This is a genomic window from Mycolicibacterium moriokaense (genome assembly GCF_010726085.1).
In the GTDB taxonomy this organism is placed as follows: domain Bacteria; phylum Actinomycetota; class Actinomycetes; order Mycobacteriales; family Mycobacteriaceae; genus Mycobacterium; species Mycobacterium moriokaense.
This window is the reverse complement of sequence record NZ_AP022560.1, coordinates 4,782,794-4,805,597: the sequence shown is the minus strand read 5'-3', so window position 1 is coordinate 4,805,597 and position 22,804 is coordinate 4,782,794. Positions and strand designations below refer to the sequence as shown.

Genomic DNA, 22,804 nt, shown 5'->3' with positions numbered 1-22,804 from the left:
GCCTCCGAAATCCGGCTGCCGCCGCCTGTAACGGTGTTACATTCGACACCATAACGGCTGCCCGGGCGTCGAGGGAGAAAATTGTGTTCGACCTGAAAATCACTGGCGGAACCGTGGTGGACGGCACCGGCGCGGACCGGTTCCAGGCTGATGTCGCCGTCAAGGACGGGCGGATCGTCGAGATCCGTCGACGCGGGTCCGGTGATGCGCCGCTGGAAGGTGACGCGGCGGAAACGATCGACGCGACGGGCAAGATCGTCGCACCCGGATTCGTCGACATCCACACCCACTACGACGGCCAGGTGAGCTGGGACAGCTCGCTGGAGCCGTCGAGCGCGCACGGTGTGACGACCGTCGTCATGGGCAACTGCGGTGTCGGGTTCGCGCCCGTGCGGCCGGGCCGGGAAGACTGGCTGATCGGGTTGATGGAGGGCGTCGAGGACATCCCGGGCACCGCGCTCACCGAGGGCATCTCGTGGGGCTGGGAGACGTATCCCGAATATCTCGACGTGATCGAAAAGCATGAGTTCGCCGTCGATGTGGGCAGCCAGATCGCCCATGGTTCGGTGCGCGCCTACGCGATGGGGGAGCGGGGAGCCCGCAACGACCCCGCCACGCCGGATGACATCGTCGCGATGGCACGCATCGTGCAGGAGGGCATCGAGGCAGGGGCGCTTGGGTTCTCGACATCGCGCACCCTGGGGCACCGCGCGATCGACGGCGAGCCCGTGCCCGGAACCTATGCCGCAGAGGACGAGTTGTTCGGGCTCGGGCGGGCCATGGCGGCCGGTGGGCGCGCGGTCTTCGAGTTGGCCCCGCAGGGTGTCGCCGGCGAGGACATCATCGCGCCCAAGAAGGAACTGGAGTGGATGCAGCGCCTGGGCGCCGAGATCGACCGGCCCATCTCGTTCGGCATGATCCAGGTCGACGCGGCGCCAGACCTCTGGCGCGAACAACTCGACATCTCGGCGGCCGCGCACGAGGCAGGCAGTGAGCTCTACCCGCAGATCGCCGCGCGGCCGTTCGGCATGCTCTTCGGCTTCCCCGGCCACCACGCGTTCACCCATCGGCCAACCTTCCGCCGACTCAAGACCGAGTGTGACCGCCAGGAGTTGGCGACGCGGCTCGCCGACCCCGCGGTCAAGGCCGCGATCCTGTCGGAAGAGGACCTGCCGCCGGACCCAACGAAGCTGTTCGACAACATGTTTGCGCTCGTTCAGTACTCACTCGGTCGCATCTATGCCCTTGGTGATCCGCCGGATTACGAACCGACCGTCGAGCGCACCGTCGAGAAGATCGCCAGCGAGCGCGGCGACGATCCGCTGTCCACGCTGTACGACCTGATGCTCGAAGACGATGCGACGGCCATGTTGATGCTGCCGTTCTACAACTACTTCTACGGCAACCACGACGCCATCCGCGAGATGCTGTTGCATCCGGCGGGCGTCGTCGGACTGTCCGACGGTGGTGCGCACTGCGGCATGATCTGCGACGCTTCGTATCCGACGTTCCTGTTGACGCACTGGGCGCGCGACCGTCACCGCGGCGAGAAGCTGCCGCTGGAGTATCTGGTGCGCAAGCAATCTCACGACACCGCGCAGCTGTTCGGCCTCAGCGATCGTGGTGTTATCCAAATCGGTAAGAAGGCCGACATCAACGTCATCGATATGGACGCGTTGACGCTGCACCCGGCCAAGATGGCTTACGACCTGCCGGCCGGCGGTCAGCGCCTCGTGCAGGGCGCCAGCGGCTACAGCGCCACGATCGTCAGCGGTGTGGTCACCCGTCGCGACAGCGCGGACACCGGCGCACGCCCCGGCCGTCTGGTGCGCGGCGCGCGCTGAGCGTCAGAACTTCGCCGTCGCTCCCGCATCGATCGGGAGTGCCGCGCCGGTGATGTACTTGGCCTCATCCGATGCCAGGAACAGCACGGCGTTGCTGACCGCCCGCGCCTCGAAGTACGGCACCGGCAGCAGGTGGAAGTTCCCGATGATCTCGCCCGCGTCGGCCATGGTCGGCTCGGCGAGGTCCGGGCGCAGGGTGCGACGGAACCGGTCGTTGTCGATCATCGGCGTCAAAATGTTCCCCGGGTGGATCGAGTTCACCCGAATCCATTGCGGGGCAAGTTCATTGGCCAGCGAGTTCATCAGTCCGACGACGGCATGCTTGGCGGATGCGTAGTGGGCCATGTAGCCACCGCCGCGCAGTCCCAGCATCGAACTGACGAGAATGATCGATCCGCCCCGCCCGTCCGACATGTGGGGGACGGCCACTTTGACCGTGTGCCACACGCCGGTGATGTTGATGTCGAGCATCGTGCGCCACGCGGCTTCCTCGATCATCGCGGCGGGGGCGGGACTTCCGCTGATGCCCGCATTGGCGACGACGATGTCCGGTCGGCCCAGCTCGTCGATGCCCTGCTGCAGCGCCTTGCCGAGCTCCTCGACGTCCCTGACGTCCGCCTTCGCGGTGACGATCCGGCGGTCCAACTTCTCGACCAGCGCGGCGGTTTCGTCGAGGTCGGCCTCGGTCGCTCCCGGATAGGGGACGCTGTCGATCTCGCCGCACACGTCGACGGCGATGATGTCAGCGCCCTCCTCGGCGAGCCGGATGGCGTGCTCGCGGCCCTGACCGCGCGCCGCACCCGTGATGAACGCGACCTTGCCGGCTACCCGGCCAACTGTGTTCGGCATCATCACCCCTCGGTCACCTCTCGTTGCTTGGCCTCTACACATTCCGCTGTGACAGCAATGAAGTCAACGACGGGGGCGTCACGTCGAGCGAGTGATGGGCCGGACAAGGACTTCCTGGGCGGTGTTGGCGACGACGTGTCCCGCGGCGTCGCGAATGACTCCGTGAACCAGTGCCCGATGTCCGGCGATCGCAGCGATCTCCTGCGTGTAGAGATGCCATTCGTCGAAGCGGACGGGGCGGTACAACCAGATGGCGTGGTCGAGGCTGACCGCCGCCACCGAGGTGTAATCCGCGGGTTGCGGATGGCAACGAAGCGCCATGTCGAGCATGAGGTAGTCGCTCGCGTAAGCGAGGACCGCATTCTGTAGTGCGGGCCTGTCGCCGATGCTGCGTGGCAGGCGCATCCAATGTGAACGCGGGCCGGACGTCTGCTGACCGCCCAGGAACGTCGTAGGTTCGGCGATGCGCATTTCCACCGCGGGCGGGACGTCGATCCACGTCTGCGCGTTGCTGCGGAACTGCGGCGGCACCCGATACACCCAGTGTTGCAGCAGCGGCATCTCTTCCGGCCTGGGCACATGCGGCTGTTGGTGGGTCAATTCAGGTTCGGCCGGGTTGCTGTGGAATGACGCCAACGCGGTGAGCAGCGTCCGATCGCCTTGCGCCACGGTCACCTGCCGCGCTGCCATGGACCTCCCGTCGCGCACGGGATGCACGACGATCTCCACGGGTCGCCGTGAATCGCCCGTCTGAAGGAAGTAGGCGTGCAGCGAATGCGGCGGGTGCGCCTCGACGGTCGTCGCCGCCGCGTACAGCGCCTGCGCGAGCAGCTGCCCGCCGAAGATACGTCCGAACCGATCGGCTTCGTTGGTCGCTTGAAACCTGTTGTCGCCCAGGGGCTCCAACTGCAGCACCCGCTCGAGGGTGTCCAGCGCACCAAGGACCGACGCCTCGAGCGTGGTGCCCCGCAGTGGCCCCGTCAGATCGTCGGCCGAGGTGGACTCGTCACCGCCCACCTGCGTCCTCCTGCTCCATGGGGCGAATGGTTGCAGATCTTCCCTCTGAAACCCTAAAGTTCATTAGATTAGCTCACTACATCGAGGTAGGGGCGGCTTTATCGCTGATGTCGCCAACATCGCCGACTCGATCAGTCGGGCACCCGGTAGCCACCTCGGGTCATGATGCGCACCGGGTCACGGCCGTCCCAGTTGGCGCAGGTATCGGAGATGCCGCGCACTTGGTCGAGGAAGCTGGACGGGGCGTCGACGACCTCGGTATAGAAGCCGAATTCTGCCGCGGTATCGATGTAGGCCACCCGAAAGCCGCCGCCGAGACTCTCCGCGGCGATCGGAAAGCCGAGAGCCTTGAAGTGTGCGACCTTCCCGTCGTAATCGGCTGTCAGCGTGGCCATCTGGTGGAAGGCGGACGTACCGTTTCGGCTCCATTCACTGAAAATGCTTGGCGTGTTGCAGTGTTGCTGAATCAACTCGATCTGGACGGGCCCCGCCTGCGCGACAGCGACTTGGATCTGAACGGTGCGGACCTCGCCGCCATAGTCGGCGTGTTGCCCGACGACAGGAAGCACGTGGAACGGCCCGATGCCGAAGGTCCGTGCCCAGCGACCGGCGGCGGCAACGACATCGTCGACGACGTGTCCCAACTGGAAGAACCGGTACTCACTGGCCCAGGACTCCTCGAACAGCGGGTGTGCCGGTGGCGTCATGCGGACGATCATGGCATGAGGTCATCGCTCATCACGCACTCTCGGTTGAGACGGGAGGAGTGCGATCTGTGCGGCGGCGAGGGCGTTCACGCTCAGAGGGTGAACGAGAATCCCCCGTTCACCGGAATCGTCTGCCCGGTGATCCACGAGCCGTGGTCGCTGGCGAGCAGTACGGCGATGCCGGCGGCGTCGTCCGGGGTGCCGGGCCGGCGAATCGCGTAGTTCTGCAGAATCGCCTTGGCTTGCGGTGAGTCGGCGTGCTCGGCCCAGAACTGCTCGGTCATCGGTGTGCGCATGGTGCCGAGCGCGATGTTGTTGGCCGTCACCCCGTGGCGCCCGTTCTCGGCCGCGATCGAGCGTGTCAACCCGGCGGCACCCGCCTTCGATGCGGCGTAGGCGGCCCCGTTCGTGTCGCCCGTACGTCCGGCATCGGACACGATGGTGACGATGCGACCCCAGCGTCGACCCACCATCGCCGGGAGCACCGCGCGTGTGCAATACATCGCGCCGTACAGATTCACCCGCAGATACGGCTCCCAATCGGCGGGGTCGGATTCGGCGAACGGGCCGCGACCGCCGAATCCCTCGGCGCCCGCGTTGCCCGCGTTGTTGACCAGGACGTCGATATCGCCCGCCGCCGCAACGGCTTTCGTGACGGCGTCGAAGTCGGTGACGTCGAACACCGCCGGGCTCGCTTGAGCGTCGTTCGCGCGCAACTCGTCGACGACGCCGTCGGCGCGGCCGGCGTCGATATCGTTGACGAGCACTTCGGCGCCCGCGCTGGCGAAGGAATGCGCCAACCCGCGGCCTACTCCTTGCCCTGCGCCAGTGATCAATGCTCGACGGCCGGTGAGGTCAATGTGCAGCGTCACAGCTGCAGAGTCAATCACAGTGGTCGCGTCGGCTCGCCAGTGCGTGACGGAAAGCCGTGAGGCTGCGGTGATCTCACGTTGGACCTTGTCGTAAACGGGTGACGGCCCCCTCGTTACCGAGGGGGCCGTCTCTTCAACGCCTTAGTCGTCGCTGCCCGAGCCGGAACCGGAACTGCCGCCGGAACCGGAACTGCCGCCGGAGCCCGAACCGCTGGCGGAGCCGGAGACCGAACCGCTGCTGGTGCTGCCGCCGCTACTGGCGCCGGTGGTCGAGCTGGTGCTGCCGCCGCTGGTGGAGCCGGTGGTCGACCTGGTGCTGCCGCCGCTGCTGGCGCCGGTGTTGGTGCTGCCGCTCGAACTGGTGCCACTGTTGGACCGGATGCTGCTGCTACCGGTGGTCGACCCGCTGTCGGATTTTCTGGCACCGGTGTTCGAGCTGCTACTCGCTTCCGTGCTGCTGCTGCCGGTGTCTGTGCCGGCGCCCGCGGCGGTGTCTGAGCCGGTGTCGCTGCCGGAGTCAGTGCCTTTGGCGGACTCCGAGCCGGAGGCTTCGCCCGCTCCGGAGCCGCTGCCGCCACCGACGCCCTCACCGGTGCTGCTGTCGCCGGCTGAGCCCATCGATTCCTCTTCGGTGCCACCGTTGGTCACGCCGCTGACGGGGTCGACGTCCCCACCACCGGCGCTTGTGCCTGAACCGTTGTCAGTGGCATCTGCCAGGCCGTCGACGGAGCCCCGCTCATCGCCACCCGCGATCGTCGCGTCGGTGGTGCCGATGTCTAGTGTGACAGTATCGCTACCCAGGCTGAAATCCGTCGGTGATCCTTGTGCGACAGCGCTTTTCGCGCTGGCGCTCGCAACCGGTGCTGTCAGTGCGGTAGTGATCTGATTGGGCAGCGTCACCAGTACGTAGTCAACGAGACCTCCGTTGATCAAGCCGGGCCATGCGCCGGTGGAAAAGCCCGGCGTATACCCGTTGATGAAGGCGTTGAGCACCTTGGCCGGCAGGTTCACTAACTCGCCGACCGCAGTCTGGATATCTCCCGCGGTCAATGCGGCTCTGGTGGCGTCAAGGATTTCCGCCGTTTGAGCGAACGCGGTGAGAAGCGGGCCGAACGCGGCTTTCGCGAGGGCGAACTCGGAGATGACGTTTAGCACTGCGGGAAGTCGCTCCGCGCCAGGGAGATTCGCCACGATCTCACTGGGAATGGAGAACACCGGGATCAGGGGACGGAGTGCGCCCAATACGCGGACCACGAAATAGACGTCGGCTTCCGCGAAAGCCTCGACGAACTGCCCGGATGCCAAGTACCGCAGCGTATTCACCAGCACGGTGGGGAACTGCTCAGCAGCTGTCTGCAATCCCGTGAAGGTATCCCCGAGGGCAGTACCGATCAGGCCGCCGTAGTTCGCCGGGAACTTGATGATTTCCGTGAGAAGCGGAACCGGATTCGCTGCATTCTGCGTGACGAGGTTGACCAATTCGTTGAACAGCGCTGGGTTGCTCAATGCCTGTGTCAGTGCCGCCGCCGACTGGGACGTCTTGGTGCCCAGGATCTGGAGATTCTCCAGTGAGGTGGCGATCGTCTGTTGCCATTGCACGAGCGGATTGACACTCGCCGAGAGCGCAACCGCGCGCTCCGCGATATCGGGCACCGCGGGCACGGTGGGCGTCACGGGGTTGACGGCGATGACGCCGGCGCTCGCCATTGCGACCCCGGCTACCAAGAATTTGGTGCTGCGGCGAGTCGCTGGTGAGTAGCCGGATGTGAAGTCGATATCCGGCGAGGCGGCATGAACTGCGAGTTGCACGTTGTCTCCTGTAGTGCGTGTGTATTTGCCAGACGGCGAGGTGAAGATTAGCTGAGGCTAACCTAAGTGACAAGCGCTTCGCATGCCCGAATAAGCAATCCCAGGAAACTCGGCTTGATCATGCCGGGGAGGTTCCAAGAGCTGAGACTTTGCAGCTAGAGGGGGGTATTTGCGAAGTCATGAACCAGTCGACAGCGAACCTACATCAAGGTCAGCCGCCGTGGGCGGCTACGTCTCCCGCGACGATGCAAGGTTCGCCCCACACGTGGACAGACCTTGCCGACCAATCAGGAGATGTTCAGCAGAGCGTGATCGACTTGCGACCGGGTGTCCGCGGGAAAGGTGCCGGCCATCTCAGCGAGGAAACGACGGGCGAGTTCACGAACCTTGATGTTCGTCTCCTGTGACCGCCAGACCAGGATGTCGAAGGCGCGGTCCGCGCTGATGCCGTAGGCGGCCATGAGTAGTCCTTTGGCCTGTTCGATCTCGGCGCGAGCCTCGGCCACCTTGGACACCGCCGCCGAGACGTCGGTTTGCATGGAGTCGGTGTAGTCGACGTAGAAACCGGAGGTGCCGATGACCTCGCCCGCCTCGCCCAGCATGCGTTCGCCGATGACGATCACCCAGCGGGTACGCCCGTTCGCGTCGACTATGCGATGGCGACTGCTGAACGGTTCGCCGTGCACCATTTTGTCCAGTACGGCCGCGACCTTCTCTCGGTCCTCGGGGTGCTTGTGGCTGAGCACCAGTTCGGTGGTCGGTGTCACGCTGCCGGGTTCGTAGCCATGAAGTCGCGCGACGTTTTTCGACCATTCCCACCGCTGGCCGTCGATGTAGAAACGGAACCGCCCGATACTCTCCGGCTCTGCGGTGCCGACCGAGGCGTCGACTTGATTCACGTCATCGATCGAGCCCGAAGAGCCTCGTGCCGCAGAATCGCCGTCAGTCGATGTCGAAGACCGCCCCCTGCGTCCATCGACGTCGGGGGCGCCATGGCGCGGATTCAGCAGCATGATCGTAGTCCCGTGGGGTCAATCCCGTTGTCGAAGCGAGGCAATAATCTATGGCTGTTGGTATAGATTTTTTATAGCACCGGCCAGAGTGCTTGTGCAACGGCGCCGCTGTATGTTGACCTTTGCCGGGCACACATTCCTGTCACCAGAAGAACGAGCACCCACGATGACCGCCGAGGACCAGAAACGCGAGGTCAAGCCCGGCCCAGCCTCTGATCGCGGCGTTTACGGGATCTCGGTCGCGGCGGAATTGTCGGGTATCAGCGAACAGTCATTGCGGCTATATGAACGTCATGGGCTGATCAAGCCCGCACGGAGCCCTGGCGGCACCCGCCGCTACAGCGCCGACGACCTCGTTCGCCTCCAACGCATCAGCGAGCTCGTCGCTGCGGGAGTCAACCTCGCCGGCATCGAACGCATTCTCTCGCTGGAGGACCGCAACGCCGCCCTCGACAAACGCAACATCACCCTGGAGGGCGACAACGAAGAGCTACGGGCACAGCAGCCCAAGCGGCGGGCACGTCGCAAGAAAGGTACGGAGTAACGGGCTCGGTGCCCACTAGGTGCTCGTGGCGCGCGCCTTTCGTTCGGCTTCGTGGTCCTCGATCGCCTTACCGATCGCGTGCGAGGCACGATCGACGAACTCCGTTCCGCTTCCGATCACCCAGTCGGCCGAGGCGGCCGGTCCCTCGAGCTGACCGGTGAAGTGTGGAATCACGTACTGCGCAAAGAGTTCATAGCTCTTCAGCTTCGCAGCGGGCGGTGCCCAGTCGTGGTCGAACAACAGGAATGCGCCGAAGCCGCCGTTGCTCGCCTCGACCAGCTCCTCGATCTTGGCCACCGCGTCGTCGGGTGTCCCGATCACCGCAAAACCGGACTCATGGTTGTTCGCGATGATCTCCGCAGCGGTATCGCCCTGGACGGGACCCGCGGGCAGGATGTGCCTGAAATAGCGCGAAAACTCGGCGATGCCGTATTCAACGTCACGCTCAGCCTGCTCGCGGGTCTCGGCAAGGTGCATCGGGCCGACGAGGCGCCACTTCGACCGGTCGGCGACGTGTCCGTTCTCTTCGGCCACTTCCTCCCACGTCGCCCAGTGGTGGGCGAGCAGATCCATACCCTGTTTCGCGGTCGCGGCGATGGACAGCATGCCGATGCCGTGCTTGCCCGCGCCGCGCGGACCGGTGGGGGAGAACGACGCCGCGACAGCGACGTCGAAGCAGGGGTCGCTGTACGGCTTCAGCTGCAACCGCGCGTCCTTGAGGGTGAATCCGTCGGTCTCCATGGTGACGGTCTCACCGCGGAGCAGCCGCATGATCGCGTCGAGACACTGCTCCATGCGCGGACGCTGCTCGTCCGCCGGTATGCCCAGCATGTGCGCATCCGACGTGAGCTGTCCGGGCCCGCAGCCCAGCATCACCCGGCCGCGGGTGAGGTGGTCGAGCAGAACCATTCGATCGGCCAGCATCAGCGGGTTGTGGTACGGCAGTGAACTCACTCCGGTGCCAAGCCTGATGTGCTTGGTTCGCTCGGCGGCAACTGCGATGAAGACCTCCGGTGATGCGATGATCTCGAACCCGGCGGAGTGATGCTCGCCGATCCACGCCTCGTGGAACCCGAGTTCGTCCATCGCGGCGATCAGCTTGAGGTCTCGCTCGAGAGCGAGCGTCGGATTTTGTCCGACCGGGTGGAAGGGCGCCATGAAGTTTCCGAATCGCATCCGCCCATTCTGGACCGTGTGCCGCGTTTGTCGGTTAACTTCCGCTGCGGCGCGGCGAAGCCGGTCCGCGCCTTCGAGCCGAGGAGACCGCAGTGACAACACCCAAGACCGAAGGCACCGTCATCGTGGCCGAGTCCGGCGCGGGGACATACACCCAGCGGATCACTGCAGGGAACCATGAACTGGTCGCTGATGAACCGCGGCCGGTCGGTGACGATGCCGGGCCGACACCATACGATCTGCTGCTCGCGGCGCTCGGCTCCTGTACCTCGATGACTGTGCGGATGTACGCCAAGCGCAAGGAGTGGCCACTCGATCAGGTGCGAGTCACGTTGCGGCACTCACGGATTCACGCCGAGGACTGCGCAGATTGTGAGACACGCGTCGGCCTGGTCAACCAGATCGATCTCGACATCGAGCTCATCGGCGACCTCGATGACGAACAGCGGCAACGGTTACTGCTGATCGCCGGACGCTGCCCTGTCCATCAAACCCTGACGTCGGAGGTGCACATCACCACGACCCTGCGATGAAATCACGGGTGGCCGGCGCCGGTGAGTTCCCTCGACATCGACCGGCCAGACTGGCCGGTTGCGCTGACCTGCGGTTATGAATTGACGTTTTCGTAGGCGACGGTCGGGTATCCCGCAGTGCAGGAGGTTGGAAGAGATGCCCGTCTGGAGCTGGTTCTTCATCGCGGCAGGCGTACTGATCGCGTCGACGGTGGTCATTGCCGTCGCCATGTCGGTGACCGGTCGCGGCAAGGCGCGACGAAAGCAGAAGGACGTCGCGGCAGAGCCGGAGATGACGTCGCCCCCTGAAAAGTTCAGCGCCACAGTCAAAGTCCCCGAATCCCCGCCATCGGACGACGAATTGATCGCGCCAGCAGATGATTCCGAGCTGCAGTCGCGATGGAACGACATCGAAGCGGCCTTCGTCGACGACCCCGCAGGATCCGTTCAGAAGGCGGACGGACTCGTGGAGGAGGCCGTCAAGCAGGTCATGTCACGTATCGACGACGCGCGATCGCGCCTCGAGGCCCAGTGGGCTCGTGATGATGTCTCCACCGAGGACCTGCGTCTGACGCTGACGCGATACCGAGAGCTCTTCCAGCGACTGCTGTCGGTCTAGTCACCCCAGTTATCCCGCGAGCAGACGCTAAGACACCCAAAACCGCGGCGTGTCGGGGACTTTTGCGTCTGCTCGCCCAAGGAGAGTTGAGAGCGAACCGGCCGATGTCGCGCCATTTTCGGCGCACGAACACACCCGCGGTTAACCCACAGAGGAAGCCCGCGACGAAGAATCGACTTGCGCGCCGCTTCTTGCGCCGCGCGATCGTGGACGCGACGTAGGCGCACACCGCTGCGCCGGCTGCCACACCGACAAGCAGCACGATGAACTGCGTTGGTCCCAGTAACCCCATATGACCTCCGGGCCGTCGATCGGACCCTCAGCCGATCCAAGCACCGTCGTGGCCGGATGCAGAACCTCAGTCGTCAATCGTGACCAAAGCGAGAACCGCGAGTTATCCCGCGAGCAGACGCGTACACCCCCATTTCGCCGCAAAATAGGGGGTGTACGCGTCTGCTCGCGGAGGGACTCGCCAGGGGAAGAGCCCTCAGTTCGACGTCCAGTCATCAACGAGGTCCGCCCAGCGGCGTGAAATCGTTTTCGCCAGTTCGCCTTGTCGGCGCCGAGTGTTGACGTCGTCGGGTTGGATTGCGCCGACGGCCAGCCGCGCGATCTCGTCGACCTGATCACGCTCCAGCCCGAACTTCTCGAGCACGTCGCGGTCACGATCGGTATCGATCGTCTCACCCAGCTCGGAACGGGCTACGAGGACGGCCGCGTTCTCCTCGCCGACCTCGGAGAGCATCGCAACCAGGCTGGCCTTCTCGACTTCCACGAAGCACCCGTCAGACGGGGCGCCGGGTCGCCAGGCCGAGCCCGTTGTCGCGCATGACGGTGCGGCACTGCTCGGGTGTGTAATCGAAGTTCTCGAGATCCTTGATGTAGGACGCCGGTTCGGCGAGACCTTCCACATGCGGGAAGTCCGAACCCATGATGATGCGTTCCGGGCCCAGCAGTTTCAGCAGGCTGGCGAGCTCGTCCTCGTAGAACGGCGACACCCAGACGTGACGCTTGAACGTCTCGCGCGGGTCCTCCTGGTAGATGAACGGGATCTGGCCGTACGACTTGGTCAGCTTCTCGAAGAGGTGAAACACCCACGCCGAGCCACTTTCGATCGACGCCATGCGCAAGTTCGGGAACCGCAGAAACAGGCCATTGTGGAGGTGGTTGGCGAAGGTGTCCTGGAGCGCGTCGCCGGAGAACAGCGACCGGAACCCGAGCAGCGCCTGGAAGGACATCATGTAGTCGGGTTCACCCCACGCCGGCATGAACTTCGAGTAGTACGTCTCGCCGGAGTGATAGCAGACGGTGATGCCCGAATCGTTGGCCAGCCGCCAGAAGTCGTCGAACATCGGGTCGCCGGGTGCGCGCATGCCGACGTCGGTGGCGATCGGTCCGGGGACCATGACGATGAAGCGGGCATCGCGTTCCAGCGCCCACTCCAGTTCGCGCACAGCGGCCGCCGGCTTGCAGAGCGTGATATACGGCGCGGCGAAAATGCGCTCCTTATAGGCGAATCCCCAGTCCTCCTCCATCCACCGGTTGAACGCGCGGAACGTCGCCACCAGAGCATCGAGGTCGGACAGCAGCGCCTGCTCCATCCCGACGCCGAGGGTGGGCAGCATGATGCAGCCCTGCATTCCCTGCTCGTCCATCAACGCCAGTCGTGCATCGCGGTCGCGGTAGGCAGCGGGAATCGGTTCCAGTTCGCCGAAAAGCGAATTCATGTCGGCGCCTTTGGGATTGCGGCCGCGGAAGTACTCGTCGAGCGCGCCCGGCTTGCCGACCGGATCGAAGGTGGGGTTCGGAATGAACCTGTTGACCCGACCGCCGACGAGCAGCCGCTGCCGGCCGTCGATCTGCGCCCACTGAATCCCGCGCTTCCGGTACTCCGGTTCGATGTACCGGGTGAACGCGTCGAGCGCCTCGTAATAGTGGTTGTCGCAATCGAAGAATGTGAAACCCAAGTCCGTTTTCACGTCTGTCGTTCCTTCCGCGGGGCTGTTGATTGCGTTACTTGCGTGGCAGACCGAGGATCATGGATGCGATCACTGTCAGCTGTATTTCGGCGGTCCCGCCGCCGATGAGTTCCGACGGCATGTCCAAGTAGGGGCCGATGACGGCCGGCTCGGACTCCTCGAGCAGTGGGGTCTCGCCGGTGAGCCGAAGGGTCGCGGTGGAGGCGCGGCGCAGCAGCATGACCATCGCGTACTTGGCGATGCTGGAGGTCGGCCCGGCTGCCTGCCCCTGCGCCAAGCGGAGTGTTTCACGCAACACCAGCGCTCGTATCGCGGCGGTGTAGGCCTCGATCTCACCGAGGGCCTGCAGGGCGGCATCTCGATCCAACCCGTCCTGACGGGCAACATGTCGCAGCGCGGCCGATCGGTCGATGTTGACGTAGTTGCCGATCGCGGTGCGTTCGACGGCCATGGTCGCCACCGCGAGATTCCAACCGTCGCCAGGCTTTCCGACAAGCATGTCGTCGGGAACGAAGACATCGCTGAAGAAGACCTCGTTGAAGTCCTGATGCCCGCTGGCCTGTCTGATGGGTTCGACGGTGAGCCCCGGCGACGTCATGTCGATGAGGAAATAGCTGATACCCCGGTGCTTGGGCGCGTCGGGATCGGTGCGGGCGAGCAATGCCCCGAACTGCGCGCGGTCGGCCAGTGACGTCCAGATCTTGTGCCCGTTGATCAGCCACCCGCCATCGACTTTCCGGGCGCGGGTGCTCAGCGATGCGAGGTCAGAACCCGCGCCCGGTTCACTGAACAGCTGGCACCAACGTTCGGTGCCGCGCAGCATCGGCTCGGCGAAGCGTTGCCGCTGCGCGTCGGTTCCGTGGCTGAGGATCGTCGGCAGAATCCACTCCGCGATGCCGAGCGAAGGTCGCTGTACGTCGGGTCGCTTGTCGAACTCCTCGGTGATGATGACCTGCTGCAACGACGACGCGCCGATTCCCCACGGCGGGGGCAGGTGCGGCGCGACAAGACCGTACTCGGCAAGCAGATCGCGTTGGTCTCCCCAGGCCAGTCCCGGTGCCCTGTCGTCATCAGACGCATGCGCGTTGCGCAGGGTGCGGGCCTGATCGAGCGTCGCAGCGACGGACGCACGAAACTCCGATTCGACGTCGCCGAGATTCAGTGCCGTCGAACGCTTCTCCGTCAGCAGGAGCTCGCCCGACTGCCGGGCCCACTGGGTGATCGACCCGATCGACGCGGCAAGGCTGGTCGCGCGGCGCCAGTACAGATGGGTGTCGTGCTCCCACGTGTATCCGACGGCGCCGTACATCAGCAACGCGTCGAGCACGAGGTCGGGACCCGCCGCGACGGCCGTCAACGCGGCGGCACCGGCGGCGAGTCGTTGTTGCTCAACGGAATCCCCGCACGCCCGGATGGCGTCCCAGGCTGCGGCGGACGCCAGTTCCGAGTTGACGAACAGCACCGCGGCCTTGTGCTGCAGGGCTTGGAAGGCGCCGACGGGTTGACCGAACTGCTCACGGGTACGGATGTAGTCCGTCGCCGCCTCCGCGCACCTGCGCACCGTGCCCGCGGACGCGCACGCCGTGAGGGCGACCGCGGTGCAGTGGGCGCGCTCGACGGAGATTCCGGTGAGCTCAGCGCTCGCGGGGACGGCGTAGGCAGTCAGCGTCAGAATGCCGACATCCGTGCTCAGGTCGGTACCGCGTGGCCGCGTGATCGACAAACCGGCGCCATCGGCTGCGAGGACGAACCAGCGCACCGTTCCGTCGGTGTGTGCGGCAAGCAGAATGCGTTGCGCCGCTACGATTCCGAGTGTCGGTGCACTGGTACCGTCAAGACGCCAGGCGTCACCGTCGCGGACAGCGCGCACGTTCGAGTGGTCTGGGAGTACGACGACGGCGGTTGCTCCGGCCGCGAGTTCGGCGATCAGCGCGGACTTGGAGTCGTCGGCGAGATCTGCGACGGCACTGGCGATCGTGGTGCTGAGCAGGGGGCCGGGTAGCAGCGCCGCGGCGGCGGCCTCGACGACGCATCCCAGGTCGGTCATCGTGCCGCCCTGACCTCCGACGGATTGGGGAAGGTGCACCGCGTGAAATCCGTATGCGGTGAGGTCTTCCCACCATGACGGAAGTTCGCCCGCCGCGATCGAGTCGAACGACGCTCTCGTCTTGTCGATCGGCGCGTGACGTGCGGCGAAGCTCGTGACCGCTGCCGCCAGCTGTTCCTGCTCGTCTGTGATCGCCAAAGCCATGGATCAGTCCGTCAGGCCGAGGATGCGGGCGGCGTTGCCGTACAGGAACTTCGGCCACACCTCGTCCTTGAACGGCACGTTCGGCAGCTCGCTGAATATTCGTTCGAGGGACAGCCCCATGGGGAAGTAGCCGGCATAGAGGACCTTGTCGGCGCCGCGCGAGTTGGCGTAGTCGATGATGGCCTTCGGGTAGTACTTCGGGGCGAAGGCAGAGGTCGAGTAGTACAGGTTCGGCCACTTCAACATCAGCTTCACCGCGAGGTCCTCCCAGGGTTCGCAGCCGTGCCGGGTGACGAACACCAGATCGGGGAAGTCGAACATCACCACGTCGATGCGTGAGACCTCTTGCGGGGCGAAGGGTACCCGCGGGCCGGGTATCCCGGCGCAGACGAAGATCGGCAGACCGAGTTCGACGCAGGTGGCGTAGATCGGGTACATCTTCGGATCGTCGATCGCGACCTGCGGAAAGGTCCCCGCGGGAAACACCGACGTGGCCCGTATCCCGTACTGCTCGTAGTCGCGACGGATTGCGTTCACCGAGCCCATCACGTCATTGGGGTCGAAGATCGCGCCGGACGGAACGAAACGATCCGGGAACGTCTTGAGCGCCTTGGCGGCACATTCCTCGGAGACACCGATCATGGCCTTCTCGATACCGAACCGATCCATCTGTTGCAGCACGAGCGACACCGGATCGTCGGTGGGCAGTCCCTTCGGAACGTCTTTGAAGATGTACTCGACGGGGAAGTCGAAGCCCTCCTTGGACTCGCGGTCCTTGGTCTGCCGTCGAATGAAGTCGTATTGCGCCGACCCCTCGTGCGGAAAGCCGATCATGGTGTCGATCACGGGGAGACCGACGGGTCCTGGCATTGATTCCTCCGATCGGGTCAACCGTGGCGACCGCGCCGCGGCTCGCCGTCTATTTTGAAACACTGTTCTATTTAGAGTCAAGAAGATCGAGCGGACATTCTCGAAAGGTGCATTACTAGCTGTAGAAATACGCTACGATTGCTGTAAACAGCTAGAACGACGTTATGAAACGTAGCGAGTGAAGGGCGCACCGTCATAGCCAGGATTGCGGATCGCGTTGAGGGCGATGTCCTGTCGACCGCCGACATGACCAGCGCACAGCTGGCGCGCCGGGCGAAGATCGTCGAGGCGGTCATCGCGCTGATCAATGAGGTCGGCGCAGACGCCGTTCAGATGCGCGACGTGGCTCAGCGGTCCGGTGTCGCACTGGGCACCGTGTACCGGTATTTCAACTCAAAGGAGCACCTGCTGGCGGCCGCGCTGGAGGACTGGCAGAAACGGCTGACGCGTCGGGTTGTGGCGGCCAGCGGTTCCGTCGGTAACGGTCCACTACCGGCGACACTTGACTACCTGCAACGCGCGCAACGCGCGTTCCACCGCCATCCGAACATGACCGCGTTGATGTTGCAGGCGATGACCTCCAAGGATCCAGAGATCAGGACGGGCATCGACCACATGGCGCGCACCAACGTCGAGTTGTTCGATCGCTTACTCGAAGGCATTGAGCCAGAACATGTCCCAAACGTGAGCTTCGGAGTGAACGCGGCGCTGTCGAGCGCGCTGGCGGCGGTGCTGACCGGATCGCTCTCCATCGATGAGGCTGTCGAGCGAGTCGAGTGGGTGGCGCGAACGCTGCTCGACGCCGCTACCGTGCCAACGACATAGAGCGCCCAGATCAGTGCACGGAGGCGATGGCCTGCTCGATGACGTCGGTCACCGCGTCGGGGTGGGAGATCAGCGTCAGATGTGAGCCGCCGTCGAAGATCGTGACGTGCGAGTGCGGCCGCTCGGCCATGGCCTTCTCCGACGTCGGGGTGATGATCTGGTCGCCACTGCTGATGAAGTACCAGGAGGGGATCGTCTTCCACGCTGCGGCCTTCGACGGTGTTTCGAACGCACTCGTCGAGGCCGCCCGCTGCGTCGCCCACAGCCGGGTTGCCTCATCGGTCGGCAGGTCATTGCCGAAGTTATGCAGGAAGATGTCCTTCTTGAGGTAGAGGTCCACCGCTTCGGGGGGCGCGCCCGGGTAGGGGAGCTTGTCGAACAGTTCGCTTTCGGGCCTGTGCTTGAGCACCGAGTCCGAGCCACTCAGTGAGCCGTTCGTCTCGCCCACATCGGGCGCGGCCGCATCGACGTAGACGAGCGCCTTGACGTTCGGAATGCCTGCGGCCGCATTGGTGATCACCGATCCGCCATACGAATGACCGACCAACACGATCGGGCCGCTGATCGACTTCAGAAAGTTCGCGACGTACTCGGAGTCGGTGGTGAGGTTTTCCAGCGGATTGGCGATCGCCCGTACGTCATAGCCCTGCTTCTGCAACGCGGCGACTTCGCCGTCCCAGCTGGACGCATCCGCCCACGCGCCGTGAACCAACACGACCGTGGGTTTCACGGCGTTCGGTGACGCGCTGACGGCGCTCGGCTCCGAAGTCGGTGTGTGCGTTTCCGGGGCTGCGCACGCGACGGCCACCATGGCGATGACGGCGCCCACGCTGACGAGCGCACCCAGGCGCATCACCCCACGGCGTGATCCGGTGAATTCCATGCCAATGAAACTCGTCGATCCGGGCGCGGGAGTCATCCAGGCTGTCGGGCGGCGCAGATACCGGCTAGCCGTAAACCTGAGGGATATGTGCCAAGGCGAGCGTTTACGTGCCTGAGGCAATAGGGTTCTATAAAACAAGGGGACCCCATGGAGCTGTTGGCGGCGCAGCGGGAATTCACGGCCTACGGGCCGTCACATCTGGTGGTCCTGACCGTGTTCGCGATCGGTGCCGCCCTGCTGATCTGGGGCGGCCGGCGGCAGACCCAATCGCAGGCCCGAATCTTCGGGCGGGCCTTCGCGATTGTCATCCTGGCGATGTTCCTGGTCGCGTTGACTTACAAACTGATCAGACCGGCCGCCGAGACGTCGATTCCGTTGCAGCTGTGCGACGTTGCGGAACTCGTTGCGGTGTATGCCCTTTGGGCCCAACGGCATTGGGCGTTCGTGCTCACCTACTACTGGTGTCTGGTGCTCAGCTCGCAGGCGTTGATCACACCCGACGTCGGCACACCGGAGGAAGGCTCACCGGACTTCCCGCACCATCTGTTCGTCACGTTCTTCGCTCTACATGTGCTCGTCGTGTGGGCGGCCATCTACCTGACGTGGGGACGCGGGATGCGCCCGAGCTGGCGCGACTATCGTTTCGCGGTCATCGCCACGTTGGTGTGGGGCGCCTTCACGTTCACGTTCAACGCGATTGTCGGCACCAACTACGGCTACCTCAACGGCAAACCGCCCACCGCATCAGTGCTGGATTTCCTGGGGCCGTGGCCGGTGTATTTGCTGATCGAGGTCGCCATCGTGCTCATCGTCTGGGCGCTGATCACGTGGCCGTGGGAGCGGAAACGCCGCCGGGCGCAGGAACGCCCGGCGACCGTCTGAGCGCTTTTAGACCGACTCGCCGGTGGCAGAGAAGATGACCCGGCGACCGATCTCGACGGCGTGGTCGGCGAAACGCTCGTAATAACGGCCCAACAGGGTGACATCGACAGCAGCGGCCACGCCGTGCCGCCACTCCCGGTTCATCAGCACCGAGAACAGGTGGCGGTGCAGGTTGTCCATATCGTCGTCATCGTCCGCGAGCTGCTCTGCCCGGTGGGCGTCCTTGGACAGGACCACCTGCTTGACGTTGCTTCCCATATCGACTGCGATACGGCCCATTTCGGTGAAGTAGCCGTTGACTTCCTCCGGCAGCACGTGCTCGGGGTGACGTCGGCGCGTCAGCTTGGCGACATGCAGCGCCAGCGCGGCCATCCGGTCGACGTCGGCGATGTTCTTCAAAGCGCTGACCACAGCGCGTAGGTCGCCGGCGACCGGAGCCTGAAGGGCGAGCACCGTCAGCGCCTGCTCCTCGGTCTTGCGGGTCTTTTGCACGATGAGGGCGTGGTTGGTGATCACCTGCTCGGCCAGCACCAGATCGGCCTGAAGAAGGGCCTGGGTTGCGGATTCCATCGCCTCGCCCGCGGCGCCGCACATTTCGGCGATGCTGACGATCAGGTCGTCAAGCTGCTGATGGAATGCGTTGCGCACAGATAGAGCTTAGGTGGCCGCGGGTCGTCGAGGATCCGGTGACGCACGCCGAAGAGGGGCCGCAGCTGACTGCGGCCCCTCCCGGTTACCCACCTATTCAGGGCTGCTTGGCGTAACGGAGCAGGAAGACGGCGGACACCCAGCCCGATCCGACCGCAACGACGGCCCACCAGATGAGCGGGAGGATCAACGTCGTCGCCGACCAGCCGATGCTCGAGTACACCGCCGCCGAGTAGAAGAGCCAGAACACGCGGTAGATGGACCACAGCGCGGTCACGCCGGCCAGGATGCCGTAGACCAGGCTGAGCGTGCGGTCGACGTGGCTGACCTGGTCCTGGATGCGGGTGGGCACGATGTTCATTGTTGGGTTCCTTCTGCTTCTCTGGCGTTGCCGGGTTGGCGACGTCACTGGGGTAAGTACAGCGACCCGGGGCGGCTACCGATCCCAACAACCGCCTGCCCCCGTGCAGCGGCACCGTCGACTACCTGGAAAGATGCTGTGAGAGCCAAGTCAGGCGGCTGCTGTAGCAATTGACAGGCGACAGTTTGACGGGCTACATATATGTCGCGTTGTACGAGTCGTGTAGCGCGCGGCTTCTTGTGGGCCAGTGAGGGGCCGATAGTCCGACGATGAGTTCTGTCACCACGGAGCGATCGAAGATCGCCCACGCGATCCGAGTGCTCGCCGTGCCCATCGTGCTCGGCTGGGTGGCGCTGACGGTCGTGACGAACGTCTTCGTACCGTCGCTGGAAGCGGTGGGCGAGGCCCACACCGTGTCGATGAACGCCCACGATGCGCCGGCCTTCATTGCCATGCAGCGCATCGGCAGAAACTTCGAGGAGTTCGACTCCGACAGCAACGCCATGGTCATCCTCGAGGGGGAGCAACCCCTCGGCGACGAGGCACACCGCTATTACGACAACTTGATCAAGGCATTCCGCGCCGACCCCGAGCACATCGAGCACATCGCGGACTTCTGGAGTGATCCGCTGACCGCGGCGGGTGCGCAGAGCAATGACGGCAAGGCCGCCTACGTCCAGCTGTATCTGCGCGGGAACATGGGCGAGACGCTGGCCAACGAGTCGATCGCCGCCGTGCGGGAGATCATCGAGAAGAACCCGCCACCGCCAGGTGTGAAGGCGTTTGTGACCGGCGGCGCGGCGATGAACGCCGATCAGCGGGTCGCGGGCGACAAGGGCGCGGCCAAGGCCACCCTCGCGACGCTCGTCGTCATCTTCGTCATGCTTCTGATCGTCTTCCGCTCGTTCGGCACCACGATCTTGATTCTGCTGATGGTGTTCATCGAGCTCGGGTCGTCGCGCGGCATCGTCGCGTTCCTCGGAAACGTCGGCGTCATGGGGCTGTCGACGTTCGCCACCAGCCTGCTGACCCTCATCGCGATCGCCGCGGGGACCGACTACGCGATCTTCCTCATCGGCCGGTACCAGGAGGCGCGTGGTGCAGGCGAGGACCGGGAAGCCGCGTACTACACCATGTTCCACGGCACCGCGCACGTGGTGCTGGGCTCCGGTCTGACCATCGCCGGCGCGCTGCTGTGCCTCAAGTTCACCCGCCTGCCGTGGTTCCAGACCATGGCGATCCCGTGCGCGGTCGGCATCTTCGTCGCGGTCGTGGCCGCACTGACGCTCGGTCCCGCGGTGATCGTCATCGGTGGCCGGTTCGGTCTGTTCGAACCCAAACGGGCGATCGCGTCGCGCGGTTGGCGCCGTGTGGGCGTGATAGTCGTGCGGTGGCCGGGCCCGATTCTGGTGGCCACATGTGCGCTTGCGTTGATCGGGTTGCTCGCGCTGCCGGGCTACAAGACCGACTACGACGGACGCCACTTCATGCCCGAGGACACCCCAGCGAACATCGGTTACGCCGCCGCCGATCGGCATTTCGACAGCGCCCGGATGAATCCCGAACTGATGATGGTCGAAAGCGACCACGATCTGCGGAACTCGGCGGACTTCCTGGTGATCAATAAGATCGCCAAGGCGATCTTCCGGGTGCCTGGCATCGCGCGGGTGCAGACGATCACCCGTCCCGACGGCAAGCCCATCGACCACACCACCATTCCGTTCCTGCTGAGCATGCAGGGCACGACGAACCAGCTGAACCAGAAGTACAACCAGGACCGGATGGCCGACATGCTGGTTCAGGCCGACGCGATGCAGAAGAACATCGACACGCTCACGCGGATGTCGGAGCTCACCCAGCAGATGGCGAACATCACCCACAGCATGGTCGCCAAGACCAGGGCCATGACCGCCGACGTTGCAGCGTTACGTGACAACATCGCCAACTTCGACGACTTCTTCCGGCCGATGCGGAACTACCTCTACTGGGAACCGCACTGCTTCAACATTCCGGTCTGCTATTCGATCCGGTCGATCTTCGACACCCTCGACGGCGTCGACATCATGACCGCCGACATCGAGGACCTGCTGCCCGATCTCGAACATCTCGACACGTTGATGCCGCAACTGGTCGCGCTGATGCCCGCGCAGATCCAGACCATGAAGACAATGAAGACGATGATGCTGACGATGTATGCCTCGCAGAAGGGCATGCAGGATCAGATGGCGGCCCAGCAGGAGAACGCATCGGCGATGGGCGACGCCTTCGACGAGTCGATGAACGACGACTCGTTCTATCTGCCGCCGGAAGTGTTCGAGAACGAGGACTTCAAACGCGGAATCAAGAACTTCATTTCGCCCGACGGCAAGTCGGTGCGCTTCATCATCGAGCATGAGGGCGATCCGGCCTCCCCCGAGGGGATTGCTCGGATCAACATGATCAAACAGGCGGCCAAGGAAGCCATCAAGGGCACCCCGCTCGAAGGGTCCACCATCTTCTTGGGCGGCACGGCAGCGACCTACAAGGACATGCACGACGGGTCGACCTATGACCTAGTGATTGCCGGAATGTCGGCTGCCACACTGATTTTCATCATCATGCTGCTCATCACGCGAAGCATCGTGGCGTCGGCGGTCATCGTGGGTACGGTTCTGCTGTCGCTCGGCACCTCCTTCGGGCTTTCGGTGCTCGTCTGGCAGCACCTGCTCGGCATCCGGCTGCACTGGATCGTGCTGGTGATGTCGGTGATCCTGCTGCTGGCAGTCGGTTCCGACTACAACCTGCTACTCGTATCCCGGTTCAAGGAAGAACTGCACCACGGGCTCAAGACCTCAATCATCCGCGCGATGGCGGGATCGGGTTCCGTGGTGACGTCGGCCGGCCTGGTCTTCGCCGCCACGATGGCGTCGTTCGTGGTCGGCGATCTGCTCAGCATCGCGCAGGTCGGCACCACCATCGCACTCGGACTTCTGTTCGACACGCTGATCGTGCGGTCGTTCATGACGCCGTCGATCGCCGCGTTGATGGGCCGGTGGTTCTGGTGGCCGCAGCGCGTGCAGACGCCGGCGTCCAGGCGCCGGATGCAGAAGGTCTTCGGCGACCGCGACGAGCACCAACCCGCCTAAGCGTTTCGCGCCAAACTG

At 64.4% G+C, this 22,804-nt stretch carries 21 protein-coding genes; 7 read left to right on the top strand and 14 right to left on the bottom strand.

The genetic code is table 11. The annotated features are described in order from the left end of the window. Positions 1 to 83 precede the first annotated feature (83 nt). A complete protein-coding gene (locus G6N43_RS23655; protein ID WP_083149384.1) occupies positions 84 to 1,844 on the top strand; it encodes an N-acyl-D-amino-acid deacylase family protein in 1,761 nt (586 codons plus the stop codon). 3 nt (positions 1,845 to 1,847) lie between these two features. On the opposite strand, the gene G6N43_RS23650 is transcribed toward G6N43_RS23655, so the two are convergent. The 6 genes from G6N43_RS23650 to G6N43_RS23625 form a co-directional block, all read right to left on the bottom strand. Beyond that, positions 1,848 to 2,693, bottom strand: a complete 846-nt coding sequence (locus tag G6N43_RS23650; protein ID WP_083149500.1) for a mycofactocin-coupled SDR family oxidoreductase — start codon at positions 2,691 to 2,693, stop codon at positions 1,848 to 1,850. A gap of 78 nt (positions 2,694 to 2,771) precedes the next feature. After that, the gene (locus G6N43_RS23645; protein ID WP_083149385.1) at positions 2,772 to 3,710 is read right to left on the bottom strand and encodes an acyl-CoA thioesterase; all 939 of its coding nucleotides are present in this window, start codon (positions 3,708 to 3,710) and stop codon (positions 2,772 to 2,774) included. 131 nt (positions 3,711 to 3,841) lie between these two features. After that, the gene (locus G6N43_RS23640; RefSeq protein ID WP_234809995.1) at positions 3,842 to 4,417 is read right to left on the bottom strand and encodes a VOC family protein; all 576 of its coding nucleotides are present in this window, start codon (positions 4,415 to 4,417) and stop codon (positions 3,842 to 3,844) included. A gap of 92 nt (positions 4,418 to 4,509) precedes the next feature. Then, on the bottom strand, positions 4,510 to 5,289 hold the full coding sequence (locus G6N43_RS23635) for an SDR family NAD(P)-dependent oxidoreductase (protein WP_083149387.1): 780 nt from the start codon (positions 5,287 to 5,289) through the stop codon (positions 4,510 to 4,512). 141 nt (positions 5,290 to 5,430) lie between these two features. Further along, entirely contained in the window at positions 5,431 to 6,951 is a 1,521-nt protein-coding gene (locus G6N43_RS23630) for a hypothetical protein (RefSeq protein ID WP_163658171.1), read from the bottom strand. A gap of 434 nt (positions 6,952 to 7,385) precedes the next feature. Then, entirely contained in the window at positions 7,386 to 8,111 is a 726-nt protein-coding gene (locus G6N43_RS23625) for a PAS and ANTAR domain-containing protein (protein WP_083149389.1), read from the bottom strand. 166 nt (positions 8,112 to 8,277) lie between these two features. Here G6N43_RS23625 and G6N43_RS23620 point away from each other — a divergent pair, with 166 nt between their 5' ends. Beyond that, complete coding sequence (locus G6N43_RS23620) at positions 8,278 to 8,655, top strand: MerR family transcriptional regulator (protein WP_083149390.1); 378 nt, start codon at positions 8,278 to 8,280, stop codon at positions 8,653 to 8,655. Positions 8,656 to 8,670: 15 nt separating this feature from the next. Here the strand turns inward: G6N43_RS23620 and G6N43_RS23615 are convergent, their stop codons facing one another. Then, positions 8,671 to 9,831, bottom strand: coding sequence for an LLM class flavin-dependent oxidoreductase (locus G6N43_RS23615; protein ID WP_083149391.1), 1,161 nt, complete (start codon positions 9,829 to 9,831; stop codon positions 8,671 to 8,673). Positions 9,832 to 9,923: 92 nt separating this feature from the next. Between G6N43_RS23615 and G6N43_RS23610 the strand changes: the two genes are divergently transcribed. Further along, positions 9,924 to 10,364: an OsmC family protein gene (locus tag G6N43_RS23610; protein WP_083149392.1), complete on the top strand. Its 441-nt coding sequence runs from the start codon at positions 9,924 to 9,926 to the stop codon at positions 10,362 to 10,364. A 136-nt stretch (positions 10,365 to 10,500) separates the two neighbouring features. Next, positions 10,501 to 10,962 (top strand): hypothetical protein, encoded by a 462-nt coding sequence (locus tag G6N43_RS23605; protein WP_110810275.1) that lies wholly within the window; start codon positions 10,501 to 10,503, stop codon positions 10,960 to 10,962. A gap of 487 nt (positions 10,963 to 11,449) precedes the next feature. Here G6N43_RS23605 and G6N43_RS23600 read toward each other — a convergent pair whose 3' ends face one another. From G6N43_RS23600 to G6N43_RS23585, 4 genes are read right to left on the bottom strand one after another with little or no spacing between them, the layout of a single operon-like run. After that, positions 11,450 to 11,737 carry a hypothetical protein gene (locus G6N43_RS23600; RefSeq protein ID WP_083149393.1) on the bottom strand — a complete coding sequence of 96 codons (288 nt, stop codon included), beginning with the start codon at positions 11,735 to 11,737 and terminating at the stop codon, positions 11,450 to 11,452. A gap of 10 nt (positions 11,738 to 11,747) precedes the next feature. Continuing rightward, a complete protein-coding gene (locus G6N43_RS23595) occupies positions 11,748 to 12,941 on the bottom strand; it encodes an amidohydrolase family protein (RefSeq protein ID WP_083149394.1) in 1,194 nt (397 codons plus the stop codon). Positions 12,942 to 12,975: 34 nt separating this feature from the next. After that, on the bottom strand, positions 12,976 to 15,192 hold the full coding sequence (locus tag G6N43_RS23590) for an acyl-CoA dehydrogenase family protein (RefSeq protein ID WP_083149395.1): 2,217 nt from the start codon (positions 15,190 to 15,192) through the stop codon (positions 12,976 to 12,978). A 3-nt stretch (positions 15,193 to 15,195) separates the two neighbouring features. Further along, entirely contained in the window at positions 15,196 to 16,062 is an 867-nt protein-coding gene (locus tag G6N43_RS23585) for an amidohydrolase family protein (RefSeq protein ID WP_083149396.1), read from the bottom strand. A 246-nt stretch (positions 16,063 to 16,308) separates the two neighbouring features. Here G6N43_RS23585 and G6N43_RS23580 point away from each other — a divergent pair, with 246 nt between their 5' ends. Then, positions 16,309 to 16,887: a TetR family transcriptional regulator gene (locus G6N43_RS23580; protein WP_083149397.1), complete on the top strand. Its 579-nt coding sequence runs from the start codon at positions 16,309 to 16,311 to the stop codon at positions 16,885 to 16,887. Positions 16,888 to 16,897: 10 nt separating this feature from the next. Here G6N43_RS23580 and G6N43_RS23575 read toward each other — a convergent pair whose 3' ends face one another. Beyond that, positions 16,898 to 17,770 (bottom strand): alpha/beta fold hydrolase, encoded by an 873-nt coding sequence (locus G6N43_RS23575; protein WP_234809996.1) that lies wholly within the window; start codon positions 17,768 to 17,770, stop codon positions 16,898 to 16,900. 147 nt (positions 17,771 to 17,917) lie between these two features. On the opposite strand from G6N43_RS23575, the gene G6N43_RS23570 reads away from it, so the two are divergent. Then, entirely contained in the window at positions 17,918 to 18,652 is a 735-nt protein-coding gene (locus G6N43_RS23570) for a YwaF family protein (protein ID WP_083149398.1), read from the top strand. 6 nt (positions 18,653 to 18,658) lie between these two features. Here G6N43_RS23570 and phoU read toward each other — a convergent pair whose 3' ends face one another. Further along, positions 18,659 to 19,300, bottom strand: a complete 642-nt coding sequence (gene phoU / locus G6N43_RS23565) for a phosphate signaling complex protein PhoU (protein ID WP_083149399.1) — start codon at positions 19,298 to 19,300, stop codon at positions 18,659 to 18,661. Positions 19,301 to 19,397: 97 nt separating this feature from the next. Next, complete coding sequence (locus G6N43_RS23560; RefSeq protein WP_083149400.1) at positions 19,398 to 19,661, bottom strand: hypothetical protein; 264 nt, start codon at positions 19,659 to 19,661, stop codon at positions 19,398 to 19,400. A gap of 269 nt (positions 19,662 to 19,930) precedes the next feature. Between G6N43_RS23560 and G6N43_RS23555 the strand changes: the two genes are divergently transcribed. Beyond that, a complete protein-coding gene (locus tag G6N43_RS23555) occupies positions 19,931 to 22,786 on the top strand; it encodes an MMPL/RND family transporter (RefSeq protein WP_083149401.1) in 2,856 nt (951 codons plus the stop codon). Positions 22,787 to 22,804: the final 18 nt, after the last annotated feature.

Excerpts from the sequence above, each read along its gene's own strand:
- G6N43_RS23590 (WP_083149395.1), bottom strand. The coding sequence starts at position 15,192 with ATGGCTTTGGCGATCACAGACGAGCAGGAACAGCTGGCGGCAGCGGTC.
- G6N43_RS23580 (WP_083149397.1), top strand. The coding sequence starts at position 16,309 with ATGACCAGCGCACAGCTGGCGCGCCGGGCGAAGATCGTCGAGGCGGTC.
- G6N43_RS23640 (WP_234809995.1), bottom strand. The coding sequence starts at position 4,417 with ATGACGCCACCGGCACACCCGCTGTTCGAGGAGTCCTGGGCCAGTGAG.
- G6N43_RS23650 (WP_083149500.1), bottom strand. The coding sequence starts at position 2,693 with ATGCCGAACACAGTTGGCCGGGTAGCCGGCAAGGTCGCGTTCATCACG.
- G6N43_RS23620 (WP_083149390.1), top strand. The coding sequence starts at position 8,278 with ATGACCGCCGAGGACCAGAAACGCGAGGTCAAGCCCGGCCCAGCCTCT.
- G6N43_RS23615 (WP_083149391.1), bottom strand. The coding sequence starts at position 9,831 with ATGCGATTCGGAAACTTCATGGCGCCCTTCCACCCGGTCGGACAAAAT.
- G6N43_RS23625 (WP_083149389.1), bottom strand. The coding sequence starts at position 8,111 with ATGCTGCTGAATCCGCGCCATGGCGCCCCCGACGTCGATGGACGCAGG.
- G6N43_RS23560 (WP_083149400.1), bottom strand. The coding sequence starts at position 19,661 with ATGAACATCGTGCCCACCCGCATCCAGGACCAGGTCAGCCACGTCGAC.
- G6N43_RS23575 (WP_234809996.1), bottom strand. The coding sequence starts at position 17,770 with ATGGAATTCACCGGATCACGCCGTGGGGTGATGCGCCTGGGTGCGCTC.
- G6N43_RS23570 (WP_083149398.1), top strand. The coding sequence starts at position 17,918 with ATGGAGCTGTTGGCGGCGCAGCGGGAATTCACGGCCTACGGGCCGTCA.
- G6N43_RS23605 (WP_110810275.1), top strand. The coding sequence starts at position 10,501 with ATGCCCGTCTGGAGCTGGTTCTTCATCGCGGCAGGCGTACTGATCGCG.
- G6N43_RS23555 (WP_083149401.1), top strand. The coding sequence starts at position 19,931 with ATGAGTTCTGTCACCACGGAGCGATCGAAGATCGCCCACGCGATCCGA.
- G6N43_RS23585 (WP_083149396.1), bottom strand. The coding sequence starts at position 16,062 with ATGCCAGGACCCGTCGGTCTCCCCGTGATCGACACCATGATCGGCTTT.